Source organism: Streptomyces sp. SolWspMP-5a-2, assembly GCF_900091845.1.
Taxonomy (GTDB): domain Bacteria; phylum Actinomycetota; class Actinomycetes; order Streptomycetales; family Streptomycetaceae; genus Streptomyces; species Streptomyces doudnae.
This window is the reverse complement of sequence record NZ_FMCI01000186.1, coordinates 1-17,571: the sequence shown is the minus strand read 5'-3', so window position 1 is coordinate 17,571 and position 17,571 is coordinate 1. Positions and strand designations below refer to the sequence as shown.

The 17,571-nt window shown below is 75.0% G+C and carries 13 protein-coding genes; 7 read left to right on the top strand and 6 right to left on the bottom strand.

The window, feature by feature from the left end; all coding sequences use genetic code 11:
- Positions 1–888, top strand: an 888-nt coding sequence (locus GA0115242_RS19210; RefSeq protein ID WP_141721654.1) for a helix-turn-helix transcriptional regulator, incomplete at its 5' end; no start/stop codon positions are given.
- A gap of 81 nt (positions 889–969) precedes the next feature.
- On the opposite strand, the gene GA0115242_RS19205 is transcribed toward GA0115242_RS19210, so the two are convergent.
- Positions 970–3,534 carry a CHAT domain-containing protein gene (locus GA0115242_RS19205; protein ID WP_093830098.1) on the bottom strand — a complete coding sequence of 855 codons (2,565 nt, stop codon included), beginning with the start codon at positions 3,532–3,534 and terminating at the stop codon, positions 970–972.
- A gap of 150 nt (positions 3,535–3,684) precedes the next feature.
- On the opposite strand from GA0115242_RS19205, the gene GA0115242_RS19200 reads away from it, so the two are divergent.
- The 3 genes from GA0115242_RS19200 (at position 3,685) to GA0115242_RS19190 (ending at position 6,247) form a co-directional block, all read left to right on the top strand.
- Positions 3,685–5,103, top strand: a complete 1,419-nt coding sequence (locus GA0115242_RS19200) for a S8/S53 family peptidase (RefSeq protein ID WP_093830096.1) — start codon at positions 3,685–3,687, stop codon at positions 5,101–5,103.
- Positions 5,104–5,183: 80 nt separating this feature from the next.
- On the top strand, positions 5,184–5,759 hold the full coding sequence (locus GA0115242_RS19195; protein WP_093830094.1) for an RNA polymerase sigma factor: 576 nt from the start codon (positions 5,184–5,186) through the stop codon (positions 5,757–5,759).
- 5 nt (positions 5,760–5,764) lie between these two features.
- On the top strand, positions 5,765–6,247 hold the full coding sequence (locus GA0115242_RS19190; RefSeq protein ID WP_093830102.1) for a hypothetical protein: 483 nt from the start codon (positions 5,765–5,767) through the stop codon (positions 6,245–6,247).
- A gap of 15 nt (positions 6,248–6,262) precedes the next feature.
- Here the strand turns inward: GA0115242_RS19190 and GA0115242_RS19185 are convergent, their stop codons facing one another.
- The 5 genes from GA0115242_RS19185 to GA0115242_RS19165 all read right to left on the bottom strand — a co-directional run bounded on the left by GA0115242_RS19185 (position 6,263) and on the right by GA0115242_RS19165 (position 13,279).
- Positions 6,263–7,486 carry a cytochrome P450 gene (locus GA0115242_RS19185; protein ID WP_093830092.1) on the bottom strand — a complete coding sequence of 408 codons (1,224 nt, stop codon included), beginning with the start codon at positions 7,484–7,486 and terminating at the stop codon, positions 6,263–6,265.
- Positions 7,487–7,543: 57 nt separating this feature from the next.
- Positions 7,544–8,344 (bottom strand): N-formylglutamate amidohydrolase, encoded by an 801-nt coding sequence (locus GA0115242_RS19180; protein WP_093830090.1) that lies wholly within the window; start codon positions 8,342–8,344, stop codon positions 7,544–7,546.
- A gap of 314 nt (positions 8,345–8,658) precedes the next feature.
- Positions 8,659–10,878 carry an NADP-dependent isocitrate dehydrogenase gene (locus GA0115242_RS19175; RefSeq protein WP_093830088.1) on the bottom strand — a complete coding sequence of 740 codons (2,220 nt, stop codon included), beginning with the start codon at positions 10,876–10,878 and terminating at the stop codon, positions 8,659–8,661.
- 229 nt (positions 10,879–11,107) lie between these two features.
- Positions 11,108–12,202, bottom strand: a complete 1,095-nt coding sequence (locus GA0115242_RS19170; protein ID WP_093830086.1) for a mechanosensitive ion channel family protein — start codon at positions 12,200–12,202, stop codon at positions 11,108–11,110.
- A 177-nt stretch (positions 12,203–12,379) separates the two neighbouring features.
- Positions 12,380–13,279 carry a lysylphosphatidylglycerol synthase transmembrane domain-containing protein gene (locus GA0115242_RS19165; protein ID WP_093830100.1) on the bottom strand — a complete coding sequence of 300 codons (900 nt, stop codon included), beginning with the start codon at positions 13,277–13,279 and terminating at the stop codon, positions 12,380–12,382.
- Between the two features lie 363 nt (positions 13,280–13,642).
- On the opposite strand from GA0115242_RS19165, the gene GA0115242_RS19160 reads away from it, so the two are divergent.
- The 3 genes from GA0115242_RS19160 to GA0115242_RS19145 form a co-directional block, all read left to right on the top strand.
- Complete coding sequence (locus GA0115242_RS19160) at positions 13,643–15,769, top strand: ABC transporter ATP-binding protein (RefSeq protein WP_237549154.1); 2,127 nt, start codon at positions 13,643–13,645, stop codon at positions 15,767–15,769.
- Between the two features lie 294 nt (positions 15,770–16,063).
- Positions 16,064–16,528 (top strand): hypothetical protein, encoded by a 465-nt coding sequence (locus GA0115242_RS19150; protein WP_093830084.1) that lies wholly within the window; start codon positions 16,064–16,066, stop codon positions 16,526–16,528.
- A 202-nt stretch (positions 16,529–16,730) separates the two neighbouring features.
- Positions 16,731–17,571: AfsR/SARP family transcriptional regulator (locus tag GA0115242_RS19145; protein WP_176729854.1), on the top strand; the 841-nt coding region annotated here is incomplete at its 3' end.

Below are 17,571 nucleotides of genomic sequence, written 5' to 3'. Positions count from 1 at the left end.
CCCGCCCTGGAGGCGGAGACGGCCGCGCTGGAGCGGCGCATCGCGCACGGTGACGTACGGACCGCGGCGGCGCCCCTGGGGGAGTGGCTCGCCGAGGAGGGCGCGCGGGTGCCCGCCGGGCACGCCGCCGTGCGCGCCCGGATCTCGCGGCTGCGGGGGGAGCTGCGGGAGGCGGCGGCCTGGGCGCGGCAGGGACTGCGGGAGGCGCCGGGGGACGCGTCCTGCCGTACCGAACTCGCCCTGGCCGCCGCCCAGTCGGGGGACGCGTCCGGGGCCGCCGAGGCGATCGGCCCCGGACCCGTCCCGGCCGCGGCCGCCGTCTGGCTCGCGGTCGTCGCCGGGGAGACCGAGGACGCCCTGGAGATGATCTACGACGGCGGTGACGAACCGCTCGCCCTCCACGACGCCGTCCGCCTCGGCGTGCCCGAGAAGGTCGCCGACCGGCTGCCGCACGACAGCCTCTTCGCGCTGCACGCCGACGCCCTGGTGCGCGGCGACGGACCGGCCCTCGACCGGGTCGCCGCCGCCTTCGAGGCCCGCGGCCACCTGCTCTTCGCGGCCGAGGCGCACGCCCAGGCGGTCCCCGCGCACCGCGACCCCAGGGCCGCCCGCACCTCACGCACGCGTGCCGTCGCCCTGGCCCGCCGCTGCCAGGGCGCCCGCACCCCGGCCCTGTCCGGACTGGTCCTCGGCGAACTGACCGCGCGCCAGCGCCAGATCGTCACCCTCGCCGCCGCCGGACTCAGCAACCGGCAGATCGCCGAACAGCTCACCCTGTCCATCCGCACCGTCGGCAACCACCTCTACAGCGCCTACGCGCGGCTCGGCGCCGGGGACCGAGGGGCGCTGCCGTGGCTCGTCCGCCTGCCGGACGCCCGATCGGCCTGACCGGAGCCGCCCGGGGACCGGCGGTCTGACCCCCGTATCGGGGGAGGGGTCAGGCCGCCACCCGCCCGCCGCCGCGCGGGCTCACACCGCGCCGAACGCCGTGAACGCCCAGCCCGTCGCCTGGTGCAGGGCGTCACCCGGCAGCGCCGCCCGCGCGTCGCGCAGCGCCTCAGCGAGCGACAGGCCGGTCCCGAGGCCCTTGTGCAGCGCCAGCATCAGCGGCACCACCGCCGCGTCGTTGACCGGCGCGCTGCTCGCCACCACACCCGCCGTGCCCAGCGGCAGCAGCGCCGTCACCAGGCCCAGCAGCTCGTCCGCGCCGACCGACGCGAGCCGCGCGGTGTCGCAGCTCGACAGGATGATCCGGTACGGACTGCGGTCCAGGCGCTCGAAGTCGTGCACGATCAGCGGCCCGTCCGCCATCCGCAGCGACGAGAACAGCGGGCTGTCCGCGCGGAACGTGCCGTGCGCCGCGATGTGCGCGAGCGCCGCCCCGTCCAGCTCCCGCAGCACCCGGGGCACGCGCGCGTCCTCGTGCTCCAGGAGCGTCGGCCGCCCGTACCGGTCGGCGAGCCCCGGCACCTCGGCGCCGCCGGAGGCGAGACCCGGGCCGCGCACCAGCACCTGCCGGTCGTCCGGCGGCGGCACCGTCTCCCGGGCCCGCAGCCAGCTGCTCGCCGACGGCGACACGCTCAGCACCCGCTCCCGCAGCGACGGCAGCAGCGCCCACGGCACCCGGTGCAGCCGTCCGGGCGGCACCACCACCACGGGCCCCGAGCCCAGGTGCGCGGCGGCCGGGCCCAGCAGCAGCTCCTCCAGCCGCCGCCCCATCGCCTCCACCAGCGGAAGCCGCGCCTCCGCCCCCGGGTGCGCCAACCGCCGCAGCCCGGCCTGCACGTGCTCGGCCTCCACCTCGGCCTCCGCGAGCAGCCCGGCCCCGAACCGCCGCACCCGCCCGTCCCCGCACAGCAGCACCTGCACCCGCCCGTCGAGCACGGCCAGCTCCACCAGCCGCACCCCGTCGAGCCGCGCCAGCAGCCGGGCGACGTCGAACCGGTCCCCGTCGCCCGGTGTCTCGCCCCGGATGTGCAGGGTCCGCGACCTGATCTCCCGCTCCAGACGCCGCTGTTCCCGCTCCAGGGCCGGTACCGGACGCCCGTCGCTGCGGGCCTCCTCCGCGCGCGCGGCGATCTCACGGAACGCGGTCAGGTCACCGAGCAGCGCCGGATCGGCCGGCGGCCTGGTCGGCGGGGCCGACAGCACCGTCGCCCGCCACCGCTCGCTCCACACCAGCAGCCGCCGCGGCCCGCCCGACTCCAGGCTGGCCTTCTGCGCCAGCGCCGCCAGCTCCGCGCCCTGCTCCGTCGCCCGCGCCCGCAGCTCCGAGGCGCCCAGCGTGGTGCGGTGGTCGTCGAGCACGTCGAGGCCGCGCCTGCACGCCTCCAGGACGCCCCGGCCCGACCCGGCGGCCCCGGCCCGCAGCGCCTGCGCCGCCCAGCCCGTCATCCGGGCCAGCGGCGGCCCCGAGCGCCTGCTGCGGGCGGCGACCGCCAGATGGCGCTCCGCGTCGTCCGTCCAGCCCAGGCCGAGCGCGATCCTCCCCGCCAGCAGGGATGCCTCCGGCGCGGCCGGCGCCCCGAAGGAGGCCAGCCGCTCGGCGACCGCGGCGGCGTCCGCGACCAGCCGCCCCGAACCCCGCCCGGCCGCCACCCGCGCCTGGATCAGCACCAGCCGGGCGTGCGCCTCCCACCAGGGCCGCCGCTGCCCCGCGAAGAGCCGCACGGCGAGCGCGGCGCGCGCTATGGCGGTCCCCGGATCACCGGCGAGCCGTGCCGCGCGGGCCGCCACCAGGAGCAGTTCGGCCTTGCGGGTGGACTGCCCGCCGATGCCGTCGAGGACGCCGATCGCCGCGTCCGCCTCGATGACCGCCTCGGAGGCCAGCCCCGCCGCCATCAGGACCTCGCAGCGCCGGATGTACAGCATGAACGAGGGGGTGCCGAGCTTCGCGTACCGCTCCTCCGCCTCGTCGAACAGCCGCAGCGCCACCGGGATGTCGCCGGAACGGAACGCGGCGAGGCCCCGGCTCTCCACCGAGTCCGCCTTGTCGTGCTCCTGCCCCGTGGTGCCCCAGAGCGCCTCGGCCGCCGTGAAGTCGGCGTCCGCGCGGTCCACCGCGCCCACCGCCAGATGCACCGTCGCGCGCAGGGTCAGCGCCCGCGCCACCCAGATGACGTCCTCGACCTGACGCAGCACCGGTATCGCCCGCCGCACGTCCTCCAGCGCCTCACGGTGCCTGCCCAGCACCCAGTGCGCGTAGGCCCGCCGGTACAGCACGCGCGCGCGGGTGTGCCCGCTGCCCCGCTCCACCCCGCGCTCCAGCGCGGCCAGACCCTGCTGGGTGCGCCCGGCGTGCACCAGCGCCACCCCGAGCGCGGCGAGCACGTCCGCCTCCCGGTCCGCCGACTCCGCGCGCGCGGCGAGGTCCCGGGCACGCCGGAGGTGGCGCAGGGCGATCCGCATGTCGCCCCAGTCCCGCTGCCAGATCCCGATCACCTGGTGCGCCACGGACGCGTGCAGCGGCGACGGGTCCGCGCCGAGCACCCCTTCCGCACGGGCCAGCGCGTCGTTCGGGGCGGCGAACACCATGGGCAGCAGTTCCAGTACCGATTCGCTTCCCCCTGTCACTCCACGGATGGTAGTGGTCCGGATTGCGCGGGACACCCGTTCGGCGCTGTATCAAACGACGGCCGGGCGTATCTGTATGAGGACCGGCCGTCTCAGGGGGAGGACACCACGATGGCACCACAGCGGTTCCGGGAGCAGTTCGACCAGATCCAGCGTTCCCTCGCGGGCGTGGCCCTGGCGATGGGGCCGGACGACTCGGCGGAGTTCATCTACGAGAAGGGCGTCGTCCTCGCGCGCGACGGCGAGGAGGCCCGGCTCGTCGAGGACACCGTCCGCACCCACTTCGCCGCCGCGCCCGACCTCGTCGCCGATCACGTGCGCCGGGCGGGGCCGGAGACCAACCGCTCCGGCATCACCCGCATCCGCGTCGGCGACCCCGGGCAGGGCGACCGGCGCGGTGACCACACGGTGGCCGGGGCCCTGCGCGCGCTGCGCGAGCACGAGGGCCGTCACGGGCGCCGCCTGGTCAGCCGCAACCACGTGGTGGGGATCGCCGTCAACTCCTGTCCCGGGGACGAGCCGGTGCCCGTCCCGCGCAGCGAGGCCGCCAACCCGGCCGCGGCCGACACCGAGCACGACCGGGACACCGCGGTCCGGGTCCTCGTCGTCGACAACGGCCTGACCCACGACCACGCCTCCTACCCGCTGCTCGCGCACACCCGGGGCGACACCCAGGTCCGGGAGACCGACGACGCCGGGATCCTCCAGCAGTACGTCGGGCACGGCACGTTCATCGCCGGGCTGCTGGCCGCCGTCGCGCCCAACACCGACATCACCGTCCGCAACACCCTCAACGACGCGGGCGCGGTCCTGGAGTCCGAGTTCGGGGAGCTGCTGTTCGACGCCGTCGAGGAGGGCGGCTGGCCCGACATCCTGAGCCTCTCCGCCGGGACGCCCAACGGCCGCGTCGACGGCCTCCTCGGGGTGGACGCCTTCATGCGGGCGCTGCGCGAGCGGCACACCCTGCTGGTCGCCGCCGCGGGCAACAACTCCAGCGCCACCCCGTTCTGGCCCGCCGCCTACGCGGCCCTGCCCGACTACCGGGACGCCGTCCTTTCGGTCGGCGCGCTGCGCGGCGACGGCGAGTTCGGCGCCTGCTTCAGCAACCACGGCGCCTGGGTGCGGGCCTACGCCCCCGGCGAGCGGCTGACCAGCTCCCTCACCGGCTTCGACGGCCCGGTGCCCTACGTCTACCAGCACAGCACCTACGACGACTGCCGGTTCGGGTTCGGCTACCGCTGCACCTGCCGCCACCCGCGCCACGCGGGCGTCCTGAGCGACGAGGGCGCGGTCGCCAAGCCGGACCAGGTGATGTTCGACGGACTGGCCCAGTGGAGCGGCACCTCGTTCGCCACCCCGGTCGTCGCCGGACTCGTCGCCGCCCACATGACGGCGGAGAAGGAGACCGACCCGCGCGCGGCGGCACGGCAACTCCTGGCGGCCAACACGGAGTTCGCCGAGGTGCGCGGAGCGCACGTGCCCGCGCTCAGGCCGGCCACCTGGCGCCCGGTCCCGGTGAGCTCCGCGTGAGCGTCCTGTCGGCCGGTGCTCGTGCCGGGACGGCCCCTCCCACGGCGTACGATGACATGCCGTACTCGAGGGGTGGGGCCGTGGACCGTTCAGATGTCGGCGCGCTTGTCCAGTCGGCAATCGACGGTGACGCGGCGGCGTGGAAAGCACTGGTGGAGGGGCTCAGCCCGCTGGTGTGGTCGGTGGCGCGAGCGCACCGGCTCTCCGACGCCGACGCGCACGAGGTCTACCAGACCGTGTGGTTCCGCTTCGCCCAGCACCTGGGCCGCATCAGGGAACCGCAGAAGGCGGGCTCCTGGCTGGCGAGCACCGCCCGCCACGAGAGCCTGAAGGTCATCAAGGGCCTGCGGCGGCTCACCCCGACGGACGATCCCCAACTGCTCGACCGGGTCAGCGAGGACCGCACCCCCGAGCAGTCGCTGCTGGACGCGGAGGAGGCGGCCGCCGAGTCCGAGCGCATCCGCCACCTGTGGCAGGAGTTCGAGGAGCTGGGCGACCGGTGCAGGCAGTTGCTGCGGGTCCTGATGGCCTCGCCGCCGCCCAGTTACCAGGAGGTGTCCGCGGCCCTCGGGATCGCCGTGGGCAGCATCGGACCGCTGCGCCAGCGGTGTCTGCGGCGCCTGCGGGCGCGACTCGAAGCACGGGGAGCGGAGTGAACGACATGGATGACCTGAGCGCCACCGGCGGCGGCGAACCCTTCGACGCCCAGGAGCCCGCTCTCGGCCTGCTCGACGGGGAACTGCGCGAGGCCGCCTCGGTCCTCGACCCGGTGCCCACGGCCCTGGAGCAACTGGCCGTGGAGGCGTTCGCGCTGCACGACCTGGACGCCCGGATCGCCGAGCTGACCTTCGACTCGGTGGTCGACGCGATCCCGGTCCGCGGCGCCGTGGACGTGCCGCGCATGCTCACGTTCCACGCCGACGGGCTGACCGTCGACGTGGAGCTGACCGGGCACGGCCTGCTGGGCCAGGTGCTGCCCCCGCAGACGGCGGCCATCGAGGTGCTGAGCGGCCCGCGCGCGGGCTCCGCGCTCACCACCGACGCGCTGGGCCGGTTCGCCTCCGAGGAGCCGCCGTCAGGACCGTTCGCGCTGCGGCTGCGCACCGGCGGGGGCGTCCTCGTCACGGACTGGCTGACGGCCTGACCCGGGACCGCGCGCTCACCAGGTGACGGGCAGGTTCCGCGGTCCGCGGATCATGGTCCGGCGCCGCCACTCCACCTCATCGGCGGGGACCGCGAGCCGCAGCCCCGGCAGCCGGTCGAGGAGCGTGTCGACGAGCAGTTCGGTCTGCATGCGGGCCAGGACCGCGCCGGTGCAGTGGTGCGGCCCGTTGCCGAAGGCCAGATGCGGGTTCGGATCGCGCTCCACGTCGATCCGGTCCGGGTCGGGGAAGACACCGGGGTCCCGGTTGGCGGCCAGGTAGGAGACGTACACCGGTTCGCCCGCGGCGATCCGGTGCCCGGCCAGCTCGACGTCCTCCAGGGCGATCCTGGCCAGTCCGACCGAGGAGCGGTGCGGGATGTACCGCAGCAGCTCGTCCAGGACGGGCCCCCGGGCACCGGGCTCCAGGGCACGGGTGGCGCGCAGCAGCTCCGGGTCGGTCAGCATCAGGAACAGCATCTGCCCGCAGTTGTGGGTGACGGCCTCGCCGCCGATCTGCAGCGGCCCGGCCAGACCGACCGCCTCCTCCTCGCTGATCTCCCCGCGCCCCACGGCCGCGCCGAGGAGCGCGTACACGTCCTCGTCCGTGCTGCCCGCGCGGGCCCTGATCGTCTCCGTGATCCACCCGTACAGGCCGTTCTTGGCCCGGTCGGCGGCCTCGGCGCCAGTGGTGGAGATGATCTCCCGGGTCCAGGCGTGGACCTGCTCCCGGTCCTCCTGGGGCACCCCCATGACCTCGCTGACCACCGTGATCGGAAACGGTTCGAGGACCCGCCCGATCAGATCGGCCGGCGGCCCGTCCCGCACCACCCCGTCCACCAGGCCGTCCAGCACGAGCTGCGCGCGGGGCCGCAGCCGCTTCATCGCGGCGACCGTGAACGCGCCCGCGACCGCCTTGCGCAGCCGGTTGTGGTCGGGCTGGTCGGCGAAGGCGAGGGACCCGGGGCGCGGCTTGAAGTGCGGTGCCATCCGGGTGACCTGGCGCCGTGTCACCTCGGCGCGGCCGAAGCGCGGATCGTTGGTGACGGCGCGGACGTCGTCGTAGCGGGTGGCGAGCCAGGCCCAGCCCTCGCCGTGCGGGAGTCTGATCCGGGTCAGCGGGCCCTCCCGCATCAGCTCCGCGAGCACCGGGTCGAACTCGGCGCCGCGCAGGTCGAGGGCGGGCCAGTCCCGCACGGGCGGTGCGGTCGGCGTGGTCAGGAGGGCGGGATCCTCGGTCATGCGTCCACCCTCACCGGGACCGGCGCGGCTGTCGCGCCGGAGTGCGCCAGCCGGTGGTCAGCCGACGGCGCCGACCAGCGCGGCCAGCGCCGCCGCCAGCCGGTCGAGTCCGGGGCCCGGTGGTCCGCCCGGCTCGGTCACATAGGTGTCCCGGCGGATCTCTACCATCAGCGCGCTCACCCGTGGATCGCGGCGGTGGAACGCCAGCGGCACATAGGTCCCGGCGAACGGGCTGTCCACGCCGGTCCCGCCGCACCCGGCGAACGCCTCCCGGGCCGCCGCCAGCAGCGGGGCGGGGGTGTGGAAGGCGTCGGTGCCCAGACAGACCGGCGGCCTCGGCCCGGTGCCGTGCAGCTCGTAGGGCAGCGGCGCGGCCGGGTACGAGTGCACGTCCACGATCACGGCCCGCCCGGTGGCGGCCAGCCGGTCGGCGACCGCGTCGGTCATGGCCCGCGCGTACGGGTGGAAGAACCGCGCGAGCAGCGGCTCCGGGTCGGTCCCCAGGGAGCGCAGCGGTGCGCGGTGCGCGGTGTGCGTGTAGACGGCGCCCATGCCGACGGCGCGCATCTCCTCCCGCTCGTCGGGGAACCGCTCGGGGTCGACGACCAGCCGGGAGAGCCCGTTCACGAACCGCCACGGGGTGGTCGCCGACCGCGCGGCCGCCGCCTCGGCCAGCTCCGCCGTGTACGCGTCGGTGAGGTGGTCCAGCTCCCGTTCGAGGGCGGGGTCGTCGAGCAGGATGCCCGCGCGCACGTCGTCCGGCACGGCCCGCGCGGAGTGCGGCACGTGCAGGAGCACGGGGGAGGCCGGATCGCCGGGGAGGAACGCGAACGGGGGCGGGACGGAGGACGGCGGCATCACTGCTCCGGGGGTGGGCGGTGGCGGCGGGACGGGCGCATTGGCGGTGGCGGTGGCGCTGGCGGTGGGGCGGGCGCACGGCCGACAGGGGTGGCGGTGGGGCGGGCGCGCATTGTCGGCGGGGTGGCGGTGGTGCGGACGCACGGACGATAGGTGGGGCGATGGCGCGGGCGCACGGCTGACGGGGGTGGCGATCGTGTGGTCCATGGTGACCGCAGGGCCGACACCCCCGTCCGTGCCGTTCCGCCGGACATGGCTCCGCCCCGGCGGCCGGGGCGCGCCGGGGCGGAGGTGGCACGGTGGCCGGGGCGGGGTCAGCCCAGGTCGGCCAGGGCGGAGTTCCACGTCGCCGAGGGACGCATCACGGCCGCGGCCTTCGCCGGGTCGGGCTGGTAGTAGCCGCCGATGTCGGTCGGCTCACCCTGCACCGCGCCCAGCTCGTCGACGATCCGCTGCTCGTTGGCGGCCAGCGTCTCGGCCAGCGGGCCGAACGCCTTCGCCAGCTCGGCGTCGTCGGTCTGCTTGGCCAGCTCCTGCGCCCAGTACAGGGAGAGGAAGAAGTGGCTGCCGCGGTTGTCGATGCCGCCGACCCGGCGGGCCGGGGACTTGTCCTGGTCGAGGAAGGTCGCCGTGGCGCGGTCGAGGGTGTCGGCCAGCACCTTGGCGCGGGTGTTGCCGGTGGTCTCGGCGTACTGCTCCAGGGACGGGACCAGCGCGAAGAACTCGCCCAGCGAGTCCCAGCGCAGGTAGTTCTCCTTGACCAACTGCTGGACGTGCTTGGGCGCGGAGCCGCCCGCGCCCGTCTCGAAGAGACCGCCGCCCGCCATCAGCGGCACGACCGACAGCATCTTGGCGCTGGTGCCCAGCTCCAGGATCGGGAACAGGTCGGTGAGGTAGTCGCGCAGCACGTTGCCGGTGACCGAGATCGTGTTCTCGCCGCGCCGGATGCGCTCGACCGACAGCTTCGTCGCTTCGACCGGGGCGAGGATGCGGATGTCCAGGCCCTCGGTGTCGTGCTCCGGCAGGTAGGCGTTGATCTTGGCGATCAGGTTGGCGTCGTGCGCGCGGGTCTCGTCCAGCCAGAAGACGGCCGGGTCGCCGGTGGCGCGGGCGCGGGTGACGGCCAGCTTCACCCAGTCCTTGATCGGCGCGTCCTTGGTCTGGCAGGCGCGGAAGATGTCGCCGGCCGAGACGGTCTGCTCGATGACGACGTTCCCGGCCTGGTCGACGAGGCGGACCGTGCCGGTGGTCGGGATCTCGAAGGTCTTGTCGTGGGAGCCGTACTCCTCGGCCTTCTGCGCCATCAGGCCGACGTTCGGCACCGAGCCCATGGTGGACGGGTCGTAGGCGCCGTTGGCCCGGCAGTCGTCGACGACGGCCTGGTAGACGCCGGAGTAGGAGGAGTCGGGCAGCACCGCGAGGGTGTCGGCCTCCTCGCCGTCCGGGCCCCACATGTGACCGGAGGTGCGGATCATGGCGGGCATCGAGGCGTCCACGATCACGTCGGACGGCACGTGCAGGTTGGAGATGCCCTTGTCGGAGTCGACCATGGCGAGGGCGGGACCCTCGGCCAGCTCGGCGTCGAAGGACGCCTTGATCTCGGCGCCCTCCGGGTGGGACTCCAGGCCCTTGTAGATGCCGCCCAGGCCGTCGTTCGGGGAGAGACCGGCGGCGGCCAGCTTGTCGCCGTACCGGGCGAAGGTCTCCGGGAAGAACGCGCGCACCACGTGACCGAAGATGATCGGGTCGGAGACCTTCATCATCGTGGCCTTGAGGTGCACGGAGAACAGCACGCCCTCCGCCTTGGCGCGGGCGACCTGGGCGGTGAGGAACTCCCGCAGCGCCGCCACCCGCATCACGGAGGCGTCGACGACCTCGCCCGCGAGGACCGGTACCGACTCGCGCAGCACCGTGGTGGTGCCGTCGTCGCCGACCAGCTCGATGCGCAGCGCGCCCGCCTCGGAGATCACCGCGGACTTCTCGGTGGAGCGGAAGTCGTTCTCGCCCATGGTCGCGACATCGGTCTTGGACCCGGCGGTCCAGGCACCCATGCGGTGCGGGTGGGTCTTGGCGTAGTTCTTGACCGAGGCGGGGGCCCGCCGGTCGGAGTTGCCCTCACGCAGCACCGGGTTGACCGCGGAGCCCTTGACCTTGTCGTAGCGGGACTGGATCTCCCGCTCCTCGTCGGTCTTCGGGTCGTCCGGGTAGTCCGGCAGCGCGTACCCCTGCGCCTGCAGCTCCGCGACGGCGGCCTTGAGCTGCGGGATCGACGCCGAGATGTTCGGCAGCTTGATGATGTTGGCCTCGGGCGTCTTCGCCAGTTCGCCCAGCTCGTGCAGGGCGTCCGGGATCCGCTGGCCCTCCGTGAGGTACTCGGGGAAGACGGCGATGATGCGCCCGGCCAGCGAGATGTCACGCGTCTCCACGGTGACACCCGCCTGCGAGGCGTACGCCTTGACCACCGGCAGGAAGGAATACGTCGCCAGGGCCGGGGCCTCGTCAGTGTGCGTATAGATGATGGTCGAGTCAGTCACCGGGTGCTCCGCTCCACGTCTGCAACATTGCTCGACATCAAGATATCTCGTGGCGGACTCCGACTCGACAGGGGTCCGGCCCCGTGGCCGGTTCCGCGCCCGCTCCCTCCTCGGTTCCCGGTCCGGTTCCCGGTCCGTCCGCGCGTCCGGTTCCGTGCCCGCTTCCCCATCCTCCCGGTATACGCCGGTACCACCCGGTATCTCCCGGTGACGGGGAAGCGCGCGCGGGTCAGTCGGGCAGGACGGGGTGCGCGTCGGTCTGCTCCCGGCCCGTCCGCTGCTGCGGGACGACCACCGCGCCCTGGTGCAGCGCCACCGTCCTCGCCGGGGCCGGGATGCGGATGCCCTCGCGTTGGTAGCGCCGGTGCAGCCGCTTGATGAACTCGTGCTTGATCCGGTACTGGTCGCTGAACTCGCCGACCCCCAGGATGACGGTGAACCCGATTCGGGAGTCCCCGAACGTGTGGAAGCGCACGGCCGGTTCGTGCTCCGGGACCGCCCCCGTGATCTCCGTCATCACCTCGGCGACGACCTCCATGGTCACCCGCTCGACCTGGTCCAGGTCGCTGTCGTAGGCCACCCCGGCCTGCACCAGGATCGTCAACCGCTGCTCGGGGCGCATGTAGTTGGTCATGTTGGCCTTGGCGAGCTGCCCGTTGGGGATCACCACCAGGTTGTTGGAGAGCGCGCGCACCGTGGTCTGCCGCCAGTTGATGTCCTCGACGTACCCCTCCTCGCCGCTGCTCAGCCGGATGTAGTCGCCGGGCTGCACGGTCTTGGAGGCCAGGATGTGGATGCCGGCGAAGAGGTTGGCGAGGGTGTCCTGGAGGGCGAGCGCGACCGCGAGGCCGCCGACGCCCAGGGCGGTGAGCATGGGGGCGATGGAGATGCCGAGGGTCTGGAGCACCACCAGGAACCCGATGGCGAGCACCAGCACCCGGGTGATGTTCACGAAGATCGTGGCCGACCCGGCGACCCCGGAGCGGGACTGCGTCACCGTCTGGACCAGACCGGCGATCACCCGGGCCGCCGCCAGGGTGCACACGAAGATCAGCAGCACCGTCAGCGACTGGTTGACGTGCGTGTGGACCGTCCTGGTCAGCGGCAGCGTCGCCGCCGCCGACGCGGCACCGCCCACCACGGCCGCCCACGGGACCACCCGGCGCAGCGCCTCCACGATGACGTCGTCGCCGCTCCAGCGGGTGCGGTCGGCGTGCTTCGCGAGCCAGCGCAGCACCGCGCGCGCCAGGAACGCCGCCAGCAGGCCCGCGGCCAGGGCGATCCCGGCGAAGGCCAGGTCGTCCACGGTCACCGCGCGGCTCACCGGCCCGCTCCTGGCTGTGCCGTCGAGGGCCGGGTGCGGTCAGTCGTCACGGTGCCACCTGTTCGGATGCGGGGAGTGCGGGCAGCCATCCTGCCGTATCCGAACGGGAGTTCGTGCCAGAGGGCGGGGCGCCCGGACGCTTCAGGACAGGTGCCCGGGCCCGCCCGGATCCGCGGGTCAGATCACCTTCAGCCGGACCAGCGCGCCCAGCGTCAGCGCCCCCGGCAGCAGCGGCAGCCACACCGTGATGACGCGGAACGCGAGCACCACCGCCGTCGCCACCGCCACCGGTCCGCCCGCCGCCACCAGGGCCACCACGAGCGCCGCCTCCACGGAGCCGATGCCGCCCGGGGTGGGCACCAGTGCCACCGCCACCGTCGCCGCCAGGTACGCCACCGCCATGTGCGCCACCGGCACCGGGAGGCTCAACGCCCGCCCCACCAGGACCAGTACGGTCGCCTGGAGCGCGGGGAACGCGAACGAACCGCCCCACAGGGCGAGCGCCCGGGACGGCAGGGCGTGCACCCTGCGGGCCTCGCCGAGCGCCGTCCGCAGGAACGACAGCACGGGCCGCCGCAGCCGTCGTACCGCCAGCAGCGCGAGCCCCGCCACCAGCACCGCCCCGGCCACCGCGGGCAGCAGGGGACCGGTGGCCGACTCCGGCAGCAGCGTGCCCAGGCGCAGCGCGCCGGGGAAGGCGAGCAGCAGCGCGGTCAGGAGCGTGAGCCGGGCCACGCACTCGGCGAGGAGGTAGAGGGCGAGTGCGGCCGAGGAGCGGGCCAGCGGAACCCCGCACACCGCCATGAACCGCAGGTTGACCGCGCTCGCGCCGAGGCCGGTCGGCAGCAGGTGGTTGGCCGCGCCCGCCGCGAACTGGGTGGCCAGCAGCCGCCGTCCCGGCAGCCGCTCCACCACCGCGCCCTGCCGGGTGACGGCGGCGGCGACCCAGGTCAGACAGGTCGCGCCGACGGCGGCCAGCAGCCACGGCCACTCGGCCCGCCCCAGAAGTCCGAAGCCGTCGGCGAGCACGGAGCGGTGGCGGACGGCGACCACCGTCACCAGCACGAGCGGCACCAGGCACAGCACGCGGCGGACCGGGACGCGACGGGGGAGCCGTCCCTTCGGGGACCGCGGCGGTCCGGGGCGGGCGGGGAGCGCGGGGAGTTCGGAGAGCTGCACGGCTGTCACATCGGGACAGCCTCCGCGCCGTACGCCAACTGCGGGTTGCAGAAGCGTCGACAGCGGCTTACGCGCGGTCATCGGGTCCCTCGGGGGCCCCGCGTCCCCGGCGCCCCGGCTGTCCCCATCGCCCCGGGTGCCCCCGGTGTCCCCGGCACCCCGGGTGTCCCTCCGGTCGTCTCCCGGACGGGCCGCGGCCAGGACCCGCCGCGGGAGCTTGACCTCAGCTTCGGTCGAGGTCCTACGGTCGCCCGCATGAGCATGGAGACCACGGCGTGGACACAGCTGCACAGTGTCATGAACGCCCGAGACGCGTCCCGTCCCTTCGCCCGCGCCACCCTGCGGCGGATCGCCGCGTTCACCGCCCCGCACCGCCCGCGCATCACCCGCTTCGTGCTCCTCGGGGTGGTGACCGCGCTGCTGGCGGTCGCCACCCCCGTCCTCGCCGGACGCGTCGTCGACGCGATCGTGACGGGCGGCGACGAGGGGACCGTCGTCCGCCTCGCGCTGCTCATCGCGGTGATCGCCGTCGCGGAGGCGGCCCTCGGACTGCTGGGGCGCAGGCTCTCGGCGGCCCTCGGCGAGGGACTCATCCTCGATCTGCGCACGGCTGTGTTCGATCATGTGCAGCGCATGCCGGTCGCGTTCTTCACACGTACTCGTACGGGGGCGCTCGTCAGTCGACTCAACAACGACGTCATCGGCGCCCAACGCGCCTTCAGCAACACGCTGTCCGGAGTGGTGAGCAACCTGGTCACGCTGGTGCTCACGCTCGGCGTGATGCTCACCCTCTCCTGGCAGATCACCCTGCTGGCCCTCGCGCTGCTGCCGGTGTTCGTGGTGCCCGCGCGGCGGATGGGCGGCCGGATGGCCCGCATGCAGCGGGAGGCGGCGACCCTCGACGCGGCCATGGGCACCCGGATGACCGAGCGCTTCTCGGCCCCGGGCGCCACCCTCGTCAAACTCTTCGGGCGCCCGGCGCAGGAGTCCGAGGAGTTCGCGGCCCGCGCCCGCCGGGTGCGGGACATCGGGGTGCGGACGGCGACCGCCCAGACGGCGTTCATCACCTCCCTCACCCTGGTGTCGTCCCTGGCGCTCGCCCTCGTCTACGGGCTCGGCGGCTGGTTCGCGCTGCGCGGCACCCTGGAGCCGGGGGCCGTCGTCTCCCTGGCCCTGCTGCTGACCAGGCTCTACGCGCCGCTCACCGCGCTGGCGGGCGCCCGCGTCGAGGTGATGAGCGCGCTGGTCAGCTTCGAGCGCGTCTTCGAGGTGCTCGACCTGCGACCGCTGATCGAGGAGAGGCCCGACGCCCGGGACGTCCCCGAGGGCCCCGTCTCCGTCGCGTTCGAGGACGTCCGCTTCGCCTACCCGTCCGCCGACCAGGTCTCCCTCGCCTCGCTCGAAGAGGTCGCGGCCCTCGACACCCGGGGCGGCGAGGAGGTCCTGCGCGGCGTCTCCTTCCACGCGGCCCCCGGCACCACCACCGCCCTGGTCGGCTCCTCCGGCGCCGGGAAGTCCACGATCGCCCAGCTCCTGCCGCGCCTCTACGACGTCGACGGGGGCGCCGTGCGGATCGGCGGCACCGACGTCCGCGACCTCACCGCGGACTCCCTGCGGGCCACCGTCGGCATGGTCACCCAGGACGGGCACCTCTTCCACGACACGGTCCGCGCCAACCTGCTGCTGTCCCGGCCGGCGGCCACCGAGCCCGAGATCTGGGACGCGCTGCGGCGGGCCCGTCTCGACACCCTCGTGCGGGACCTGCCCGACGGCCTGGACACCGTCGCCGGCGAGCGCGGCTACCGGCTCTCCGGCGGCGAACGCCAACGCCTCACCATCGCGCGGCTGTTGCTGGCCGAGCAGCGGGTCGTCATCCTCGACGAGGCCACCGCGCACCTCGACAACACCTCGGAGGCCGCCGTCCAGGAGGCGCTGGCCGAGGCCCTCGAAGGGCGCACCGCGCTGGTCGTCGCGCACCGGCTCTCCACGATCCGCTCGGCCGACCAGATCCTGGTCGTCGAGGCGGGCCGGATCGTGGAACGGGGACGGCACGAGGAACTGCTCGCGGCCGGTGGCCGGTACGCCGAACTGCACCGGGCGCGCAGCACGGCGGCGCCGGACGCGGAGGAGTCGCCGGGCGGGGCCGAGGGGACGACGGGTGAGACGGGCGGGGTCGAGGGGACGGCCGGTGAGGCGGGCGGGGCCGAGGACACGGTCGGCGTCGCGGACGGGGTCGAGGACATGGTCGGCAAGGCGGGCGGGGCCGAAGACACGGTTGGCAACGCGGGCGGGGTCGAGGACACGGTCGGCAAGGCCGGCGGGGTCGAGGGGGACGCGGGGGAGGGGCGGGACGTCGCGGTGGGTTCGTCCTCCGGTTCGGCCGTCTGAACCGGGGCCGCACCCCGACGGAGCAACGCGGGCCGGGCCGGGCGCGCGGTGAAACCCGCAGGTGGGCGGGGTGACGGCGGGCCGGGGGCGGCCGGTCGCGATTGCGGGTCACCGCGTCGCTTCCCACCGTGAGTCCTGGAAGGCCGTACCCGGCGGCCCCGAAAGGAACGCGCATGTCCCCCCTCGGAACCCGTGGACTGCTCCTGCCGTCCGTCGTCTCCGCCGTCCTGGTGCTCGCACCGGTCGGCACCGCCACCGCCGCGGCGGACCGTCCCGCAGGAGCCCCCGGAGCCCGTGTCCGTCCGGACGCCGGACCACGACCCGCGGTCCGGCGCCGACGGGCAATCCGGCGCGCGAGCGGCGGCCGGGCCGCTGCTCGACGTCCTGGCGGAGATCGGGGCGCGGGGCACCGCCCCGCTCGGCGCGGCCGAAGCCGCCGCCTACACCCGGCGGATCGAGTCGGCGTACGCGGGACTCCGCGAGCGGCTCGCCACCGGACCGGTGCGGGCGCGGGACGCGGACGGTGTCCGGGCGGCCGACCCGACCGGGGACGCCGCGGCCCGCCTCCAGACGGCGATCTCCCGCCTGGTCTCCGCGTTCACCTCGCTCGACGCGGGCAAGGCGCCGGGCGCGGTGACGGGGCTGCTGCCGCCGGTGCTGTCCATGGTGACCGGGTCGCTGGGCTCGGCCACGTCCTCGGCACCGTCGCTGCCGTCCGCACCGTCCCTGCCGTCGCTCCCGGGCGGTGTCGCGCCCTAGCGGACAGGGGTGACCGGAACCGGCCAATAGCTGGTCGTGCCGCTGGTGATGCGGTGCCGTCCGGTCCTCGTGCGGCGGCCGTCCCCGGGGGTGCGGGACCGCTCGAAACCGGACACCGCCCCGGTCGCCCCCGCGCGCACGCGCGCGAGGTGCGGATATCGTTGTCAGGCCCTGACGCGATGATCGAGGCTTTCGGGGAACGATGATCGAAGTGCGCCTGCTGGGGCCGGTCGAGGTGTGGGACGACGGCACCCGCCCCCTACGCCTGGGCGGATCGAGGCCGGTGGCGCTGCTCTCCGCGCTCGTCGTCCATCTCGGCCAGGTCCTCTCCACCGCGCGGCTGGTCGACCTGGTGTGGGAGGAGCGGGCACCGGCGACCGCGGGCGCCCTGGTCGCCTCGCACGTCGCGGCGGTCCGCCGCGCGCTCGCTCCGGTCGGCGCCGCCTCCGTGATCCGCACCCGCGCCCCCGGCTACCTCGCCGACCTCGCCCCCGGACAGGTCGACGCCCGCCGCTTCGAGGACCTGCTGTCGGCCGGGCGGCGCGCCGCCGCCGCGGGACGCGACACCGAGGCGCTCGACCTGCTCACCACCTCCCTCGACCTGTGGCGCGGACAGGACGCCCTCGAAGGCGTCGGCCAGTCCTTCGCCCGGATCGAGGCCGCCCGGCTGGGGGAGCTGCGGCTGGTCGCGCAGGAGCACCTCCACGACCTGCGGCTGCGGCTCGGGGACGCGGGCGAGGTCGTCGCCCCGCTCCTCTCCCTGGTCGCCGCGCACCCGCTGCGCGAGCGACCGCGCGTCCAGCTGATGACGGCCCTGGTCCGGGTCGGCCGGGCGCCGGACGCGCTGCGGGTCTTCCGGGAGGGCCGCGACATCCTCCGCGCCGACCTCGGCCTCGACCCCGGCCCCGAACTGCGCGCCCTGCACCTGGCGATCCTGCGCGACGACCCCGCGCTCACCGCCCCGGTGCGCACCGGACCGCCCGGCACCCCGGCGGCCGACGGCGCTCCGCCCCGGCCCGCGGCGGAGCACCCGGCCGCACCGG